Origin of the sequence: Acinetobacter sp. (assembly GCF_041919735.1) — a bacterium.
GTDB lineage: Bacteria > Pseudomonadota > Gammaproteobacteria > Pseudomonadales > Moraxellaceae > Acinetobacter.
Map to the genome: position 1 here is coordinate 120,663 of NZ_JAYRTF010000009.1, position 18,096 is coordinate 138,758.

16 protein-coding genes are annotated in these 18,096 nt (G+C 45.7%); 6 read left to right on the plus strand and 10 right to left on the minus strand.

Annotated features, from left to right (window positions below):
• Nucleotides 1–11: 11 nt before the first annotated feature.
• Nucleotides 12–230, minus strand: a complete 219-nt coding sequence (tatA, locus tag ACE3T3_RS07475; RefSeq protein ID WP_374665543.1) for a Sec-independent protein translocase subunit TatA — start codon at nucleotides 228–230, stop codon at nucleotides 12–14.
• 142 nt (nucleotides 231–372) lie between these two features.
• On the opposite strand from tatA, the gene ACE3T3_RS07480 reads away from it, so the two are divergent.
• Nucleotides 373–1,245, plus strand: coding sequence for a permease (locus ACE3T3_RS07480; protein ID WP_374665545.1), 873 nt, complete (start codon nucleotides 373–375; stop codon nucleotides 1,243–1,245).
• A gap of 176 nt (nucleotides 1,246–1,421) precedes the next feature.
• Here the strand turns inward: ACE3T3_RS07480 and rdgB are convergent, their stop codons facing one another.
• The gene (gene rdgB, locus ACE3T3_RS07485; RefSeq protein WP_374665547.1) at nucleotides 1,422–2,048 is read right to left on the minus strand and encodes an RdgB/HAM1 family non-canonical purine NTP pyrophosphatase; all 627 of its coding nucleotides are present in this window, start codon (nucleotides 2,046–2,048) and stop codon (nucleotides 1,422–1,424) included.
• Nucleotides 2,049–2,185: 137 nt separating this feature from the next.
• On the opposite strand from rdgB, the gene ACE3T3_RS07490 reads away from it, so the two are divergent.
• Complete coding sequence (locus ACE3T3_RS07490) at nucleotides 2,186–2,335, plus strand: hypothetical protein (protein ID WP_374665549.1); 150 nt, start codon at nucleotides 2,186–2,188, stop codon at nucleotides 2,333–2,335.
• Nucleotides 2,336–2,399: 64 nt separating this feature from the next.
• On the opposite strand, the gene ACE3T3_RS07495 is transcribed toward ACE3T3_RS07490, so the two are convergent.
• The 7 genes from ACE3T3_RS07495 to ACE3T3_RS07525 form a co-directional block, all read right to left on the minus strand.
• Nucleotides 2,400–2,990 carry a tetratricopeptide repeat protein gene (locus ACE3T3_RS07495; RefSeq protein WP_374665551.1) on the minus strand — a complete coding sequence of 197 codons (591 nt, stop codon included), beginning with the start codon at nucleotides 2,988–2,990 and terminating at the stop codon, nucleotides 2,400–2,402.
• Complete coding sequence (gene metW / locus ACE3T3_RS07500) at nucleotides 2,987–3,580, minus strand: methionine biosynthesis protein MetW (protein ID WP_374665553.1); 594 nt, start codon at nucleotides 3,578–3,580, stop codon at nucleotides 2,987–2,989. The genes ACE3T3_RS07495 and metW overlap by 4 nt, the downstream gene beginning before the upstream one ends.
• Entirely contained in the window at nucleotides 3,580–4,740 is a 1,161-nt protein-coding gene (locus ACE3T3_RS07505; RefSeq protein ID WP_374665555.1) for a homoserine O-acetyltransferase, read from the minus strand. Before ACE3T3_RS07505 ends, metW begins: the two co-directional genes overlap by 1 nt.
• Nucleotides 4,741–4,857: 117 nt before the next feature.
• Nucleotides 4,858–6,555, minus strand: a complete 1,698-nt coding sequence (gene leuA, locus ACE3T3_RS07510) for a 2-isopropylmalate synthase (protein ID WP_374665557.1) — start codon at nucleotides 6,553–6,555, stop codon at nucleotides 4,858–4,860.
• A 268-nt stretch (nucleotides 6,556–6,823) separates the two neighbouring features.
• Nucleotides 6,824–7,927, minus strand: a complete 1,104-nt coding sequence (locus ACE3T3_RS07515) for an alpha-hydroxy acid oxidase (RefSeq protein WP_374665559.1) — start codon at nucleotides 7,925–7,927, stop codon at nucleotides 6,824–6,826.
• A gap of 39 nt (nucleotides 7,928–7,966) precedes the next feature.
• A complete protein-coding gene (locus ACE3T3_RS07520; protein ID WP_374665561.1) occupies nucleotides 7,967–8,650 on the minus strand; it encodes a Fe2+-dependent dioxygenase in 684 nt (227 codons plus the stop codon).
• A gap of 118 nt (nucleotides 8,651–8,768) precedes the next feature.
• The gene (locus tag ACE3T3_RS07525; protein ID WP_374665563.1) at nucleotides 8,769–11,042 is read right to left on the minus strand and encodes a TonB-dependent receptor; all 2,274 of its coding nucleotides are present in this window, start codon (nucleotides 11,040–11,042) and stop codon (nucleotides 8,769–8,771) included.
• A gap of 492 nt (nucleotides 11,043–11,534) precedes the next feature.
• On the opposite strand from ACE3T3_RS07525, the gene tig reads away from it, so the two are divergent.
• The 4 genes from tig to ACE3T3_RS07545 all read left to right on the plus strand — a co-directional run bounded on the left by tig (nucleotide 11,535) and on the right by ACE3T3_RS07545 (nucleotide 15,894).
• Nucleotides 11,535–12,866 carry a trigger factor gene (gene tig, locus ACE3T3_RS07530; RefSeq protein WP_374665565.1) on the plus strand — a complete coding sequence of 444 codons (1,332 nt, stop codon included), beginning with the start codon at nucleotides 11,535–11,537 and terminating at the stop codon, nucleotides 12,864–12,866.
• A 196-nt stretch (nucleotides 12,867–13,062) separates the two neighbouring features.
• Entirely contained in the window at nucleotides 13,063–13,668 is a 606-nt protein-coding gene (gene clpP, locus ACE3T3_RS07535; RefSeq protein ID WP_374665567.1) for an ATP-dependent Clp endopeptidase proteolytic subunit ClpP, read from the plus strand.
• A 29-nt stretch (nucleotides 13,669–13,697) separates the two neighbouring features.
• On the plus strand, nucleotides 13,698–15,011 hold the full coding sequence (clpX, locus tag ACE3T3_RS07540; protein ID WP_374665569.1) for an ATP-dependent protease ATP-binding subunit ClpX: 1,314 nt from the start codon (nucleotides 13,698–13,700) through the stop codon (nucleotides 15,009–15,011).
• Between the two features lie 166 nt (nucleotides 15,012–15,177).
• Nucleotides 15,178–15,894: a DUF2846 domain-containing protein gene (locus ACE3T3_RS07545; RefSeq protein ID WP_374665571.1), complete on the plus strand. Its 717-nt coding sequence runs from the start codon at nucleotides 15,178–15,180 to the stop codon at nucleotides 15,892–15,894.
• Between the two features lie 101 nt (nucleotides 15,895–15,995).
• Here the strand turns inward: ACE3T3_RS07545 and ACE3T3_RS07550 are convergent, their stop codons facing one another.
• Entirely contained in the window at nucleotides 15,996–17,522 is a 1,527-nt protein-coding gene (locus ACE3T3_RS07550) for a fumarate hydratase (RefSeq protein WP_374665573.1), read from the minus strand.
• Between the last annotated feature and the right edge of the window lie 574 nt (nucleotides 17,523–18,096).

Consider the following 18,096-nt stretch of genomic DNA (forward strand, 5'->3'; position numbering starts at 1 on the left):
TTCACTCACATTTAGCTTTTTACTGAGCTTTCAGTGCTTTTGACTTGGGCATCAATGGTGCGGGGCTCTTTTAATGCCGCGTGTTCGGCTTCATCGTCACGGACAGATTTTTTAAAATCTTTCACTGCTCCGCCGACATCTTTGCCTAAGTTTTTCAGTTTTGATGTGCCAAACAATAAAATCACCACAATTGCAAAAATCAGCACATGCCAAATTGATAGTCCTGCCATGAGATCTTCCTCTTTTCATTTTTAGATGATTTCAACAGTTCTGAATGACAGGTATGTGACATCTATATTGCAATTTTAAGACACGTCACGATGAGGCAAATTCAGTGTTACTATGCACTCAGTAATTTTTGAGGGTGATTCAGTGGCATTTCTTCTTCCAATTTTTGGATTTTTATGCGGACTTGGATTAGCCTCGGTTTCTGGAACTTCATCGCTTAAATCCATATTTTCCAGTCTGTTAGCCCGCTGTTTTATTCCTGCCGTGATTATTTACAACATGGTGTTCTATCAAGCAGGCAGCTTGGCCCTCATGCTGTTCAGCTTCAGTGTCGCCATCTTCATGTTTTATCTATTCCGATGGATTCTGAAAGATAATTTACGCGCACTGTGTGTCAGCTATATCAATTTGGCTTGGCTGGGCTTTCCATTCGCCTTGGCCCTGTTTGGCCCTGAAATCAGTGCAGCGATGGTGGCGCTGTATGTCGGCGGTTCGGTCTTTGGCAATATGTGGGCTGTCATGGCAGTCAGTTCTGAAAAATTGCCATGGCCGAGTATTGCCAAAAAAGTGGCGATGTCGCCGCCTGTATCTGCATTGATTATTGCCGGCGTGTGCCGGCTGCTCGGTTTGCAGCATGTGCAGGAACATCAGGTGCTGGATGTGCTGTATCAAATCGCAAAAGTGGGAATGAGCTTTACCGGCATGTGCGTATTGGGCATGTGGCTGCGTCAAACCAAGGTGCAGTGGATTGATTTGCTCAACAGCAGCCGTATATTTGCCATGAAGCTTACAGTGGGCGCGGTGATTTGCAGCCTGACTTATTGGCTGATTCCGATTCCGCAGATTGATCACTATATTGGCGTGATGTTTATGCTATTCTGCTTGCCGCCAGCCGCCAATATTGTGGCGCTTGAAACCCATTATCAAGGCACAGGCGTTTCAGCGCGCTATATCGCTTCAGGGACGATTATGAGCTGTGTTGTGGTAACAGTGTATGGACTTATTCTGCATTTATAATGTCGAGCTTATAAAAAATAATAAGAAACAAAAAGTTCTCTCTCCCATTGGGAGAGAGTTAGAGAGAGCTGCAGTCAAATACCCAATGAAAAAGCGGACTGGAGCTTAATTTTTTGACTGCTCTCTGTGATGCAATTTTTCTCGCTTTCTAAAAGGAGAGCGGATAAATAAAGGGCTTACTTCACCAAACTCGCTTTAAACAGTTTCATCGCCTGACCGCGGTGGCTGATTTTGTTTTTTTCTTCTTTCGATAATTCTGCGCTGGAGACATTCAGTTCTGGTAGCCAAAACAGCGGATCATAGCCAAAACCGTTTTCGCCGCGAGCTTGTTCTAAAATCTCGCCTTGCCAAATGCCTTGGAAAATTTGCGGCAGAGGGTCTTCTGCATGCTGCACCAAAGCCAATACGCATACGAACATACCTTGAATAGCTTCGCCCTCTTGGCGCAGCGGTTTCAGTTTGTGCAGCAGTTTTTCATTATTGGCGGCATCATTGCCATGTTCGCCTGCAAAGCGTGCAGAATAAATGCCTGGCGCACCGCCCAATACCGGCACACAAATGCCTGAGTCATCAGCAATGGCTGGCTTGCCTGAAATTTTAGAAGCATGGCGGGCTTTAATAATGGCATTTTCTACAAAGCTCAGACCGTCTTCGATAGCGTCTTCAATATTCAGTTTGCCTTGAGGAATCACTTCAACAGGAAGCTGCAGTTCTGCAAACATTTTTTCAAATTCGGCAATTTTGCCTTTGTTATTGCTTGCTAAAACAAGCGTGCCTTGGGATAGCCAATCTGTTGAAACCATTGTATTGTGCCCATGCTGAATAAAAAGAATGCTGTATGTTAACTTATTTTTGATTTGGGGGATGAATTCATCATTTTGATTTCTCCATCCGAGCGCCGTATTAAGAACACAATAAATAGATGAAAAAACAGGATCTAATGATGATACGCCATGCAAAAATTGAAGATGCCGCCACAATCTCGGCTTTGATTGAACCCTATAGTGATGATTTTGTGCTGAACGCAGCCACAATGCTGGAAGCCAGCGGCCTGCATTTTATTCAAAGGCGCAAAGAGTTTGCCGCATAGCGTTCTCTTCAAAACATCAGCCAATAAAAAAGCGCCCGGAGGCGCTGTTTGGAATCAGGCAGCATTACTGCGCTTGAATCCATTTGTCAGCACGGTCACGCGCTTGACGGATCTGATCTTGCGTTAAGTTTGCAGCCAAAGCCGTTTTCTTGCCTTCCGATAACGTAATCACTTTATTGTCCAGCATGCCGTCACGTGTAGACAGCTCATACCACTGATAAGCGCCAACGTAGTTTTTCTTCTGCTCTTCCATCATCGCTAAATTGAAGCTCGCGCGGTTGTCGCCGCGGCTGGCTGCTTTTTCAAAGTATTGGCGTGCAAGCGCTTCGTCTTTTTTCGTGCCCATGCCGTCTGCCAGCATACGGCCGACATTGAGCTGAGCTGCAGAAAGGCCTTGGTCAGCGGCAGCTTTAAACCATGCAAAAGCCTGGCGTTCGTCTTTGGCAACGTCTTTGCCGTATTGATATTTTGTGCCTAAGTAAAATTGCGCGCCGGCTTGACCTGCTTTGGCCGCTTTGGTCAGGCTGTTAATGTCCATAACTGAATACTGAGCAGCTTGGCTCGCAACAGATGGCGCCGGAGCAACATAATCTGCATGCGCTTGGATGCTAAACAATCCAGCCAGCAATGTTGTACCTAATAATATTTTTTTCATATAGCGCTCACTCGATAAATTGCGACTTCACCAAACAGATTCGGGACATGTTTACTGAGTAAACTTCCTTGCTGGTCCCCATTCACGGCAAGCCGGTTAATAATCCGGATATTGTTTTCTGCGCAGAGCGCTTCAAAATCACGGAATGTACATAAATGAATATTGGGCGTGTTATACCACATATACGGCAATGCATCTGAAACAGGCATCATGCCTTTCAGCGCCAAGAAAGAACGGGTCTTCCAATGCGCAAAGTTTGGAAAGGTAATAATCGCCTGTTTCCCCACACGCACCATGTCTCTTAAAAGGACATCGGGTGCATCCACAGCCTGCAAAGCTTGTGCCATAACGACATAGTCAAAGGACTGGTCTGCAAAACGGCTTAAACCCAAGTTTAAGTCCTGCTGAATAATATTTAACCCGCGGCTGACCGCAATTGCAATCTTTTCTTGATCGAGTTCTAAGCCATAAGCGCGGATGTTATGCTTTTTGCTCATATGTGCAAGCAGCTCGCCGTCACCGCAGCCCAAGTCTAAAACCTTAGAATCCGGCTTGATCCATTTCTCTGCAAGTTGATGATCAATACGCATTAAACAGCCTCCTTGGGTGTCGCTTTGAGGTGTTCTTCACCGCCTAAAAATGCACGTAAAGATTTGACATATAAAGGAATAGGGAATAAGAACGAGTCATGTCCCTGTTCGGCGTCAATGTCTAAATAACTGACCGGTTTATGGTTGCTGATCAAAGCGTCTACAATCTCTTCAGAACGCTGCGGGCTGAAGCGCCAGTCAGTGGTAAATGAAACGACTAAGAATTGGCATTTGGTATTTTCCATCGCTTTTTTCAATGACTGCTCGTATTCACGAGACGGGTCAAAGTAGTCCAAAGCTTTGGTCATAATCAAATAGGTGTTGGCGTCAAAGTTGCGGCTGAACTGCTCGCCTTGATAGCGCAAATAGCTTTCGACTTGGAATTCAACATCAAAACCGTACATGAATTTGCCCGATTTGAGGTCACGGCCAAACTTCTGCTTCATGGCTTCTTCGGACAGATAGGTGATATGGCCGACCATGCGCGCTAAAATCAGCCCGCGTTTTGGGTAGCTGTCATGTTCTAGATAGCGGCCATTATGAAAGTCCGGATCCGACAAAATGGACTGACGCGCCACTTCGTTAAAAGCAATATTCTGCGCAGATAATTTTGGCGCGCTGGCAATAATCACGCACTTTTTCAGACGGTCAGGATAATCCACCGACCATTGCAACGCCTGCATGCCGCCCAGCGAGCCGCCAATCACCGCATACCACTGCGCAATGCCCATGCGGTCAGACAGCATGGTCTGGGTTTTCACCCAGTCACGCACCGTCACCAATGGAAAGTCCGGGCCATAAGGGCGGTTGTCATTTTCCGGGTTGGGCGATGTCGGGCCTGTCGAGCCGCTGCATCCGCCAATATTGTTCAATGCCACCACAAAGAATTTAGAGGTATCAATCGCTTTGCCGGGGCCAATGCAGGCATCCCACCAGCCGGGTTTTTTATCATCTTCATGATGATAGCCAGCAGCGTGATGATGGCCAGACAGCGCGTGGCAAATCAAAATTGCATTGGACTTATCGGCATTCAGTTCGCCGTAAGTTTCCACCATCAGTTCAAAGCGTGGAAGAATTCGGTCACACTCGAGCGCTAAGGGCTCGTCAAAAGAAAACTTTTGCGGGGTAACTATACCCACTGAGTCAGCTGGAAAAGACACAGGAAATATTCGCCTTAAATCTTTGGGTTCAATAAACAAAAGGATACCACTTGGGGTATCCTTTCTAAAGTTTTTTATCTGATAAGATTTTATCAGATCACAGCAGGGCGGCTGAAATTAAACCGCTGCTGCCATGACTTGTTCTGTGCTTAAAACACCTTGTTCAATCAAGCGGTTGGTGCTGGCGATAATCGCTTCGATTGAAGAGGTCACGATGTTGTCATGCACGCCTGCGCCGAATGCTGATTTGCCGGTGCCTTTCATTTGAAGCTCGATCAAGGCCAAGGCTTTGGCATGCGCGCCAGAGCTGATGCTGCGTTCTTCATAGTTCAAGACGTCAATCGGCAATTGCAAAGCATTCAAAATGGCAGAGATCGGGCCGTTGCCTTCACCGCGCAAGCGCTGTGTTTCACCATTTACTTCAACTTCAAGCTCAATCACTTGGCTGCCGTTTTCATCATGCAACTTGTAGTTTTTCGCTGAATAATGAGTATCTTTCGCAGCCACATACGTGTCTTTGAACAATGACCAAATTTGCTGTGCTGAAACTTCAACGCCTTCATCATCCGCAACTTGCTGAACCACTTGCGAGAATTCAATTTGCAAGCGGCGCGGCAAGACGACGTTGTAATTTGATTCCAACAAGTAAGTAATGCCGCCTTTACCAGACTGTGAGTTCACGCGGATCACTGCGTCATAGTCGCGGCCCAAATCTTTCGGGTCGATTGGCAAATAGGGCATATCCCAGATTTCTTCGTTCTTTTGGAACTCGAAGCCTTTTTTAATGGCATCCTGATGCGAACCCGAGAACGCAGTGAAGACCAAGTCTCCTGCATACGGATGGCGCGGATGCACTGGCAAGCCTGTGCATTCTTCAACCGTCGCGATAATTTCGTTGATGTTGGAGAAGTCCAAGTTTGGCGCAACGCCTTGGGTATACATGTTCAATGCAATCGCTGCCACATCGACGTTGCCTGTACGTTCGCCGTTGCCGAAGACACAGCCTTCAACACGGTCAGCGCCGGCCATAATCGCCAATTCTGAGGCTGCAATGCCGCAGCCGCGGTCATTGTGGCAATGCACAGAAATAATCACACCGTCACGGCGCTGAATGTTACGGTGCATCCATTCAATTTGGTCGGCATAGATATGCGGGCCAGACACTTCAACGGTTGCCGGCAAGTTTAAAATCACTTTGTTTTCTGGCGATGCTTCCCAGATTTCAGTGACGGCATCGCAGACATCTTTCGCCACTTCCAACTCTGTTGCAGAGAAGCATTCAGGGCTGTATTGGAACACAAATTCAGTCTCAGGCTGTTTGGCTGCATATTCTTTCACTTTGGTTGCAGCATTGATCGCCAATTGTTTTGCGCCAGCAATATCCACATTCAAAACTTTTTGACGGAAAGTCGGAGAGTTTGAGTTGTAGATATGCACGATTGCGCGTTTTGCGCCTTGCAAAGATTCAAAGGTGCGCTGAATCAAATGATCACGCGCCTGCACCAATACTTCGATATACACGTCGTCTGGAATGTGGCCGCCTTCAATCAATAAGCGGGTGAAGTCAAAATCGATTTGCGATGCAGAAGGAAAGCCGATTTCGATGTGCTTGAAGCCAATTTTCACCAACATTTGGAACATTTTGAATTTTTGTTCGATGTTCATCGGTTCGAAAATCGCTTGGTTGCCGTCACGTAGGTCAGTGCTCATCCAAATAGGCGCTTGATTGATTTCGTTATTTGGCCATTGGCGGTCAGGTAAATCGACACGCTGGTACATACGGCGGTATTTTTTGCTTGGATCAGCCAACATCATGAGGTAACTCCTTGTGCAGTTCCGGTCGCTCGAGTCTTGGATAAAGGCAACGCTTCTGCTATATAGATTGTGTCTATTGTATCAATTTACAAGTCTAAATTCGGAGGGCTTAGCCTAAAGCATTAAAAAATGGCGTTGTTTTTAAGTGCTTTAGCTTTACCGCAGATCTTGCAAATCTATAACTAAATATTAATGTACTTATTCCGGGAATAATTTCCTATTTTTGCATCCTTGCTATGGCTAAAGAAAATTATTTCCTTTGAATTGCCTATTTGTGAAAAATATATTCTTCTGTGATGTCATTCAGCGTGGCCGTTCCCATCAGCGCCATGGTAATCTCAAATTCTTCCTTTAAGATTTTCAGCACGTGCGCCACACCTAAAGCGCCCGCGGAGGCCAAGCCATAAATGGCAGGCCGGCCTATGCAAACCGCAGATGCGCCTAAAGCGATGGCTTTGAACACATCGGAACCGCGGCGGATGCCGCCGTCATAAAGTAAAGGGAAATCGGCAGGAACAGCTTTTTTAATCAGCTGCAGAGCGGTCAGAGGCGGGATGCCGGTATCTAGAACCCGTCCGCCGTGATTGGACACAATAATGCCCTGCACGCCATGTTCAACCGCCAATTGCGCGTCCAGCGGATGCAGAATGCCTTTGAGAATAATCGGCAGCTTAGTCTGCTGCACCAGCCAGGCAATATCCTCCCAAGTCGGCGCAATGGCCATCAGGCCATGAAAAACTGGATGATCGCCGTCTTTTAATTCCGGCAGGGGGATATGCGCAGGGGTATGCGGATGCTGCATGCCTTCAGGCAAATGGAAAAATATCCGGCGCTCACGGTCACGGATGCCGGTATGCGGAGAATCCACAGTCACCACAATGGCTTTGAAATGCTGCGCTTCGGCCAATTTGACCAGCGCTAGAGATTTGTCACGCGAGCCTTGCCAATACAGCTGAAACCATTTGCGGGGATTGTCCTGCTTTAATGTCCGCATGTCGGTGTTGGTAAAGGTGCTGAGCACCATATTGCTGCCCAGCACCTCCGCTGCCAGCGCGCAGGCGGCTTCACCGTCGGGGTGATACTGCTGCTGGTGGCCGATCGGCGCTAAAAAAATGGGATGGGCAAAACGCTGGCCGAAGATTTCGCATTCAGTGCTGCCTTGGGTCAAGTCGCGCAGCATGCGCGGCATGAGCTGAATCTGGGCAAATTGATCCAGATTATTGCGGACACTGTGCTCATCCATGGCGCCGCCTTGCAGATATTGCCAGACCATATCCGAAAGGTGCTTCTGCGCTTCGGCTTCATAGTCCGCCACGGTTTGTAAGTAGGCAGGAATTTGAGTCAATGGGGGCAAAATATTTTGATCAGTCATAGCAAGCCTAATGCGTCCTTTTATTTTGTTTTTTGCAGCTTAAATTTCAGCCCATTTGCGCAATAAGTTATGGTACATGCTGGTGAGTTTTATCACTTCAGCATGTGTGTCACCGAGCTGCATGCGCAAGTTCTGAATGCTCTGATCCAAATTAAACAGCATATGACGCTCAGCATCCTCCCGGATCATGCTTTGCAGCCAGAAAAACGAGGCTATGCGGCAGCCTTGGGTGACTGGTGTGACTTCATGCACGCTGGTGGATGGATATAAAATCAAATCACCCGCCGGCAGTTTAACTTCATGATAGCCATAAGTGTCTTCCACCACCAATTCGCCGCCTTCGTATTCTTCCGGTTCACTGAGGAATAGCGTACAGGAGAGATCGGTGCGGATTTTTTGATTGGTGCCTGGCACCCAGCGGATGGCATTGTCGACATGAAAACCGAAAGTTCCGCCATTTTCATAGCGGTTAAAATAAGGCGGCAAGATATTTAAGGGCAGCGCTGCTGATGTAAAGAGCGGGTTTTGCGCCAAGGCGGCCAAAATCATATCGCCTAAATGATGCGTCAAGGGATGATCTTCGGCCAGCTGCTGGTTTTGCTTTACATTCGCAGAGAGTGACCCCGTGGTTTTTTTGCCATCGACCCATTCCGCCTTGTCCATTTCTTGGCGGAAGTATTGAACCTGTTCTTTGCTTAATACGTTCGGAATATGGTGAATCACAGTAAGACCTTTTGCAAAATGGCATGCTTTATTGTTTGATCATATACAAAAATAGCCTCTAATGAAGAGGCTATTTAGGATGAATGCCATAAATGAATTATGGCATTGGGTTTTAAACTTAGTATTTAAAGTTTAAAGACAATACTGCGCTGCGGCCTTCGGCTTCGGTTGCATAGTGAGATGCATAGGCTTTGGTGAAGTAGCGTTTGTCAGACAAGTTGTTGACGTTAAGCTGTAAATCAACATTTTTGTTGACGTTGTAGCGCGCCATGGCATCGTAGCGTACATAACCTGGTACATATTTAGTATTGGCTAAGTCACCATAGACTTTGTCCATTGCCACTGCGCCGGCGCCAATTTGCAGCTGTGGCAGCACTTGGTAAGTGCTCCATAGTGTTGCGCTGTTCTTCGGTACGTTTGGCATTGCATTGCCATTATAAACGGTTTGATCTGTACAGTTTGTACCGCGGCAGCTGACACCATTTTTGGTGGATTCGCTGTCTAGGTATGTATATCCCGCTGTGATATCCCATTTATCCGTAATTTTACCTGTTAAGCCGAGCTCCAAACCATCAACTTTGCTTTCACCTATGTTGGCATAGGTATTTTGGTCAAGCTGAACACGCGCATTTTGTTTTTCAGTACGGAAAATTGCAGCAGTTAGGTTTAGACGGTCATTCAGCAGATCCCATTTAGTGCCAATCTCAAAAGTTTGGCTTTCTTCTGGATCGAGGTTGCTGTAAGCCGCACCGATACCTTCAGAACCGTCACCGGCATCGACACCGACAGGATTGGCAGAGGTTGCATAGCTTGCATAAATTGAGCCATTTTCAACAGGTTTAAATGTTAAGCCCGTTTGGTAGGTAAAGAAGTCTGTATCACTTTCAGTTTTTACTTTGTCACCAGTATTGAATTTACCATTCGCTACATCTGCATTTTTTGAGCCATAGGTCATGGTCTGTTCAGTATCAAACTTGTCCCAACGAACACCTAGGTCTAATAACCATTGCGGATTAAGTTCGATGCTGTCTAAGAAATAAACCGAGGTTGATTTGGTTTGCGTGTTGTATTGGTCTGCACCATCTGTGCTGATACTGCCTGTCCATGGCCCACGGTTAGGGTTTTGAACGGAAGTACACCAGCCTGTCGCAACATCTTTTATAGGATCGCATTTGTTATGTATTGAACCTGTTGTGTTTTCGCCATTAATAATATATTGGGTGCGGTCTGTTTCTTGATCTGAGTACTCAGCGCCTAAGTTGAAGCTATGTTTTAATGCACCTGTATTGAATTTCCCTGTTAGAGCCAGCTGGTCAGTAAAGGTGTCTGTGTCAGCGATACGTGAATTAACGCGCGCCCATACATTGCCGCTTTTATAGATGTTGCCTTGGGAGTCATCTGGGTTTGTCCACAGATAATCATTTTTAGAACTGTTATAAACGGCAGTATTGCTAATCGTTAGATTGTCAGTAAGGTCATGCTCTAACTTGATGGTGCCGATTTGATTTTCCTGCTTTTGGAAATCACGGTCTTTCCAGCCGTAGTAAATGCCTTGTTTGACATCAATCGGTTTTCCTGAATATTGAGAATATCCATTTGGATTATTGTATGGCACACCAGAATCTGGGGTATCATCAGATTTTAAGTAGTAATAGCTTAAAGTCGCGCGGGTCGGGGTATCTAAGCCGAAAGTAATGCTTGGCGCAATGCCGGCGCGGGCATATTCAGCGCCATCAGCTTGGCCTGCTTTTTCATTTTTATGGCCCATGACCGCAACACGCGCTGCGATGCCATTGCCGAAATTTTTGTTGCCGTCCAGTGTGATGCGCTGATAATTGTCTGTGCCTGCGCCAACAGAGCCTTCTAAAAAGTCGCCTTTTTTCGCAACTTTCGAAATCATGTTGATGCTGCCGCCAGTTGTACCTGCACCGCCCATGGCAGAAGCGGAACCTTTGGTCACTTCAACTTGTTCAACCGCAAACATTTCACGGTTTTGTGAAGTGGAGTTACGCACGCCGTCTACATACATCGAGCTTTCAGTGTTATAGCCGCGGATGAAGGGACGGTCGCCATTTGGGTTGCCGCCTTCACCAGCGCCTAGAGTAATCCCTGGCACTGTGCGTAAAGCATCGCTTAAGGTTGTTACCTGAGTGTCTTCAATCAGCTGTTTTGAAATCACAGAAACAGATTTTGGCGTATCGAGGAGCGGAGCGACAAATTTCGAGTTTGCGGAATTTTCAACTTTGAATCCTTGCTGCTCAGCCGCAACTTCTTGATGAATTGTTTCAAGCTGTATCGTTTTATTATCTGCCATCGCATTCGCAGCAACGATTGAAAGCGAAGAAGCAATCGCTGAGGAGACGATTTTTTTACGTGATTTAATAAATGACATGGTAAACCCAAAAGGATGCCTAAATTTTGTGTATGCGAATAATAATAATTCTTATTTGAATTAAGAATTGCTTTTTTATAGTAAATGTCTATGAATTATTAATAACCAAACTGTTTAAACAATCATTAAAGGTGCTTATTTGATGTTAAACGTTTGAAATACATTTTAAATCTAATAATTCGATTGTTTTTCTTTTTAAATTGGGAATGATGATCTAGGAGAAATCTAGGATTGAATGTAATCAACCGTAAACAAATTGGTCCTGAATTCTTCTATATAAAAGCCGCTATGCCGCCTGAAAAAATAGGGCGCATGAACCGATTCCGCCATTCACCCTAGAAAAACAGCAAGGCTGGACGTATTTTAGGCAGGATGGTCATTTAAACTGCAAAACTGATGGTTAAATCGCTGTGTTTTGTATATCTTTAAATGTTGTCATATAATGTGGCACTTTTTTTTAAAACTGTTTATTAACAAAATATCGAGGAAGCCATGCAAGTAACTTCTGAAGCGGTTTCGGGCGTTGCCCGTCGTTTAAATGTATCTGTACCGACGAGCCGTATTAACGAGCAATTTGAAGCTCGTTTGAAACGCACTGCCAAAACTGTGAAGATCAACGGCTTCCGTCCAGGCAAAGTGCCAGTGAATGTTGTCCGCCGCGAATATGGCGCGGGCATCTATCAAGAAGTGGTTAACGATATCATTCGTGACACTGTGTTCGAAGCAATCCAGCAAGAAAAAATCAATGCTGTTGGCATGCCGAACATCGACAAAACTGAAATGAAAGATGATGCTTTGGTTTACCAAGCAACTGTAGAAGTTTATCCAGAAGTTGACGTTAAATTCGAAGGCTTGGAAGTTGAACGCAAAGCCACTTCAGTTGACGACAAAGATGTTGAGAAGATGATTGAAAATCTTCAAAAACAGCGCGCTTCTTGGGCTGAAACAAAAGGCATGGCTAAAAAAGACATGCAAGTGACTTTTGATTTCGAAGGCACTGTTGACGGCGAGAAGTTTGAAGGCGGCGCTGCTGAAGACTTTAAACTTGTGTTGGGTTCTGGCCGCATGATTCCTGGCTTCGAAGACGGCATCGTTGGCATGAAGAAAGGCGAAGAGAAAGTTATCGATGTAACTTTCCCTGAAGACTACCAAGCTGAAAACTTGGCTGGCAAAGCTGCGCAATTCAAAATCACTGTTAAGCTTGTTGAAAAACAAAAACTTCCAGAAGTTGACGCTGAATTCTTAAAAGTATTTGGTCTGACTGAAGAAGAAGGCATTGAAAAACTGAAAGCTGACGTTCGCAAAAACATGGAACGTGAAGTGAAAAACGGCCTGCGCAACCAAGTGAAAGGCGCGACTTTTGATGCGCTTGTAGCGGCAAACGAAGTTGAACTTCCAGAAGCTATGGTTGCTCAAGAAATTGACCGTCAACGTCAGCAAATGATCCAGCAGTTCACTCAGCAGTTTGGTGCTCAAGGCGCTAAAGCGTTTGACTCAAGCATGCTTCCAGATGACCTGTTCAAAGAGCAAGCTGAAAAATCAGTGAAACTTGGCGTATTGGTCAGCAAAGTTTTAGCTGACGCTAAACTTGAAGTTGATGCTGCACGCGTTGATGCATACATCGAAGACATGGCTTCTTCTTACGAAGATCCTAACGAAGTGATCGAATACTTCAACAACGATAAACAGCAGCGCGCTCAAATCGAATCAGTAATTTTAGAAGACCAAGTTGTAGATCACATCTTAGCGTCTGCGAAAGTGACTGATACTGCTGTCAGCTATGAAGACTTATTGAAAGAGCAGCAAGCTCGTCAACAAGGCTAATTCCTAGCTTTCAAAAAAAAGGCGCTTAATGCGCCTTTTTTTATCGCCATTCGCCCCCAAATAAGTTGTCCTGAATTCACAAAGCTTATGCAAAAAATATCTGCTATTTAATTGGGAATCTTTTGCAATTTCGGCAAATATCCCTCATATTGTGAATATGGGTTGAGACACAAAAAATTTAGGAATAAATAAACGTATGTATGTTCCAACAATTGAAAACGCGCTAGTGCCAATGGTAGTGGAGCAATCTTCTCGCGGTGAGCGCTCTTTTGATATTTATTCACGCCTTTTGCGTGAACGCGTCATTTTTTTAACTGGTGAAGTTGAAGACAACATGGCGAACTTAATTGTTGCGCAAATGCTGTTTTTGGAAGCTGAAAACCCAGATAAAGATATTCATTTATATATCAATTCACCTGGCGGTTCAGTGACTGCAGGCATGGCGATTTACGATACCATGCAGTTCATTAAGCCGGATGTCGTAACCTACTGCATGGGGCAGGCAGCATCAATGGGCGCTTTCCTGCTGAATGCCGGCGCGAAAGGCAAGCGTTACTGCCTTGAGAATGCCCGTGTCATGATTCACCAGCCTTTAGGTGGTTTCCGCGGCCAGGCATCGGATATTGAAATCCATGCGCGCGAGATTCTGTTCATTAAAGAGCGCTTGAACCGTTTGATGGCGGAACACAGCGGTCAAGAATTTGAACGTGTGGCAAAAGATACTGACCGTGACAACTTTATGACTGCGCAGCAGGCGAAAGATTACGGTCTTGTGGACGAAGTGTTATCTAAACGTCCATAAGTTTTAAAGATTTATATATTGGAGTGAATATGTCCGAACATCCTCAAGGACAAAAGCATTGTTCATTTTGCGGTAAAACGCAGTCTGAAGTCGGGAAACTGATTGCAGGTGAGGACGCGTACATCTGTAATGAATGTGTGGACGTATGCTTAGATTTGGTGCAGACCAGCCAGCAGGTTGAATCCAGCGACTGGGCGACACGCCCATTGCCTAAACCGCATGAAATCCGCGCAGCGCTGGATCAATATGTGATTGGGCAAGATGTTGCCAAGAAAACGCTTTCAGTTGCGGTGTATAACCATTACAAGCGTTTGAAAGTTTCGACCAGCGGCAAAAAGCCGGAAGATGGCGTTGAAATTTCAAAAAGCAACATCATGCTGGTTGGCCCGACCGGTTCGGGTAAAACACTGCTTGCGCAAACCCTTGCACGCCTTTTAGATGTGCCTTTTGCTATGGCGGATGCAACGACTTTAACTGAAGCCGGCTATGTCGGTGAAGATGTTGAAAACATCGTGCAGAAGCTGCTGCAAAAAGCGGACTATGATGTAGAAAAAGCCCAAAAAGGCATTATCTATATCGATGAAATTGACAAAATTACCCGTAAATCAGAAAACCCGTCAATCACCCGTGATGTATCGGGCGAAGGCGTGCAGCAAGCCTTGCTGAAAATGATTGAAGGGACTGTGGCGTCAATTCCTCCGCAAGGCGGGCGCAAGCATCCGCAGCAGGAATTCATTCAAATTGATACGTCCAATATCCTGTTCATCTGCGGCGGCGCATTCTCTGGCTTAGAGAAAATCGTGCAGCAGCGTCAGGAAAAAGGCGGTATCGGCTTTACGGCTGAAGTGCGCAAGAAAGATGAAACTAAAAAATTGTCCGACTTGTTCCGTCAGGTCGAAGCGACCGATTTGGTGAAATTTGGCTTGATTCCAGAATTCATTGGCCGTTTGCCGGTGGTGGCGACTTTGGATGAGCTGGATGAAGATGCTTTGATGCAGATTCTGACCGAGCCGAAAAACGCCTTGACCCGTCAATACGAATACCTGTTCAGCATGGAAAATGTGGATTTGGTGTTTGAAAAAGACGCCTTGCGCGCTGTGGCGAAAAAAGCCCTGGAACGAAATACAGGCGCGCGCGGCTTGCGGACGATTTTGGAAAATTCACTGCTGGAAACTATGTACGACCTGCCAAGCCGCACCGATGTCGGCACGGTTGTGGTGACGGAAGCAGCAGTGAATGGTGAAGCGAAGCCGGAGTTCAAGCCGGAACGCCAGCCTAAAGCTGAAAAGGAAGACGCGGCGCCAAAAGCGGATTTAAAGGTGGTTGATTCCAAGTCAGCTTAAGTCAGCCGTTATTCGTCAGAAACGTGCGTAAATCTTAGATTTGCGCACGTTTTTTTATTTGCAAAAAGAAAGCTGAATGTTAATCTCAGCAAAATGGCTGGGATGGCCAGCAGATTCAAATAAAACAATGATTGAAAAATAAGAAAAAACGCAGTGAGGGATAATCATGCGTGGTGTATGTATTGCAATGCTCAGCAGCATGATGCTGCTCGGCTGTCACGGGAAATCAGCGCTGGAGCAAGAGCCGCATTTGGCTTCGACGCTGAAAGATGTCAATTTTGAGCATGAACCGGGTATTTTAGAGCAGTACCGGGTTGGCGCTTTTACCATTGGCGGCTGGGTGAACCAGACGCAAGGCAATCATTTTCAGCCGGTCAAACCGCAGCATGATCAGGCGGCCGTGGTGTATTTATACCGGCCAGACAGCCAATGGAACCGTCAGGAAATTGTGGCCAGCAGCCTATTTCTGAACAGTGAGCGCATTCCAAGCCTGCTGAATAATCATTATTACTGGGTGGAGCTGCCGGCCGGCCAATACCGCCTGTCCAGCAGCCGTCCGCTGGGCATCAACCATTTCCAAAAGCCAAAATTTTTAGACTTTAATGTGGAAGCAGGGCAGTCTTATTTTATTAAATATGACGAAGAAAACTTAACAACCCGCCGTGCAGTCTCCGGCCCGCTGATGCTGATGCCGGATGCTGTCGGCAGAAATGAAATTGCATTCACGCAAATGAAATCTGCCAGCTATAACTTTGTCTCGGAAAATCAGCAGAATGGCAAAATGCGCAGAAGCGCGCAGAAAATCAAGCGCAGCAAGTATGACCCATCGACGGAGGTGCAATTGGTGAAGCCCTTCAAGCTGTGGAATCCATTGACGTGGTAAGGCTTGGTAAAAAATTAAAATCAATCATTTAATTTTATCTGCGGCGTGTTTATGCAGATCATAAAAAAGCACCCCGAAAGGTGCTTTTTTATTTTTGGCAATTAGCCTGCAGCAGCGTCTACTACTGGAATTTTACCAATTTTCGCTTGCCAGATTTTAGGCGCAGTCGCATGTATAGACGTACCGTTGACGTCTACAGCCACAGATACCGGCATATCTTTCACGACAAATTTGTAGATTGCTTCCATGCCGAGGTCAGCAAAAGCCACCACTTCAGCTTCACGGATCGCTTTCGATACAAGGTAAGCCGCGCCGCCGACAGCCATGAGGTAAGTCGCTTTGTTGTCTTTAATCGCTTCAACGGCAGCAGGACCGCGGTCCGCTTTACCGATCATGCCGTAAAGACCAGTTGCTTCAAGCACTTGGCGAGTGAATTTATCCATACGGGTTGCAGTTGTCGGGCCAGCAGGACCAACCACTTCGTCACCGACAGGATCGACAGGGCCAACGTAGTAAATGAACTTGCCTTTAAGATCGACAGGAAGCTCTTCACCTTTGTTCAGCATATCCACCATGCGTTTGTGCGCAGCGTCACGGCCAGTATAGATTGTGCCGTTCAGCAGCAGCGTATCGCCCGGCTGCCATGAGTTCATTTCTTCTTGCGTGATGTTGTCGAGGTCAACGCGTTTAGACGTTGACGAATCCCAAGTAACGGAAGGGTAGTCTTCAAGTTTAGGCGCTTGAATGTGCGCAACACCTGAACCGTCAAGCTGGAAATGCGCGTGGCGAGTTGCAGCGCAGTTTGGAATCATGCCGACCGGTTTGCCCGCAGCGTGGCATGGGTAATCTTTGATTTTAATATCAAGAACAGTGGTTAAGCCGCCCAGACCTTGCGCGCCGATACCCAAAGCATTTACTTTTTCGAAGATTTCGATACGAAGCTCTTCAAGTTTGCTTTGCGGGCCGCGGCGAAGCAATTCGTCCATGTCCAGTTCTTCCATCAATGCTTCTTTAGCAAGCATCATGGCTTTTTCTGCTGTACCGCCAATACCGATACCCAGCATGCCCGGAGGACACCAGCCTGCACCCATAGTTGGAACAGTTTTCAGCACCCAATCCACGATTGAATCTGATGGGTTAAGCATTGCCAGTTTAGATTTGTTTTCTGAACCGCCGCCCTTCGCAGCAACAGTGATATCCACTTTATTGCCTGGAACAAGCTTGTGGTAGATCACCGCAGGAGTGTTGTCTTTGGTGTTCTTGCGGCCGAAAGCAGGGTCTGCAAGTACAGAGGCGCGCAGGATATTCGAGTTTTCTAAATAACCTTGGCGTACACCTTCGTTGATCGCGTCGTCTAAGCTCATTGTTAAATCAAATTTAACATCCATGCCCACTTCAACGAATACGTTTACGATACCGGTATCTTGGCAGATTGGACGGTGTCCTTCTGCGCACATACGAGAGTTAATTAAGATTTGCGCGATCGCATCTTTAGCCGCTTTGTTTTCTTCACGGTCATACGCACGGCTCATCGCTTGGATGAAGTCTTGTGGGTGATAGTAAGAAATGAACTGAAGCGCATCTTTAACCGATGTGATCAAGTCATCTTGCTTGATAATAGTTGTCATACAAAAATCTCTTGAGCGGGCTGATAGCTAGCGGGCTAAATTATAAGGCAAAACGTGAAGGTTGTGGGCGTTTTGCCGAGGCTTTGGGCGAAAGTTTAATATCTGAACAGCGTTATGCGGATAATGTGGCAGCAATTGCTGCAAATATGACGCTGAACTGTCATATTTCATGAAATATGACAGTGAAATAACGCTGCTGAAATATATTTAAAAATATTAAGTTTATGATATATATTGATATTTATATTTTTTCTTATGTTTCATCTTTGTCATATAACTGTCATAAAACTTTCGCATAATTGTCACAACAAAAACATCGGGTCATAAAGATGACAATAAGCAGTGTGTTGATGGTTGTGGGTTTTTCAATTTATATCGCCGCAACTTGGATGTATGGACAAAAAGAAGATCAGGCATAAGGCTTTATCTTCTTTTTTTATGCGTTCAATTTTCTCAAAAGAATATTCTTCTTCAAATCTTCAAATCTTCAAATCTTCAAATCTTCAAATCTTCAAATCTTCAAATCTTCAAATCTTCAAATCTTCAAATCTTCAAATCTTCAAATCTTCAAATC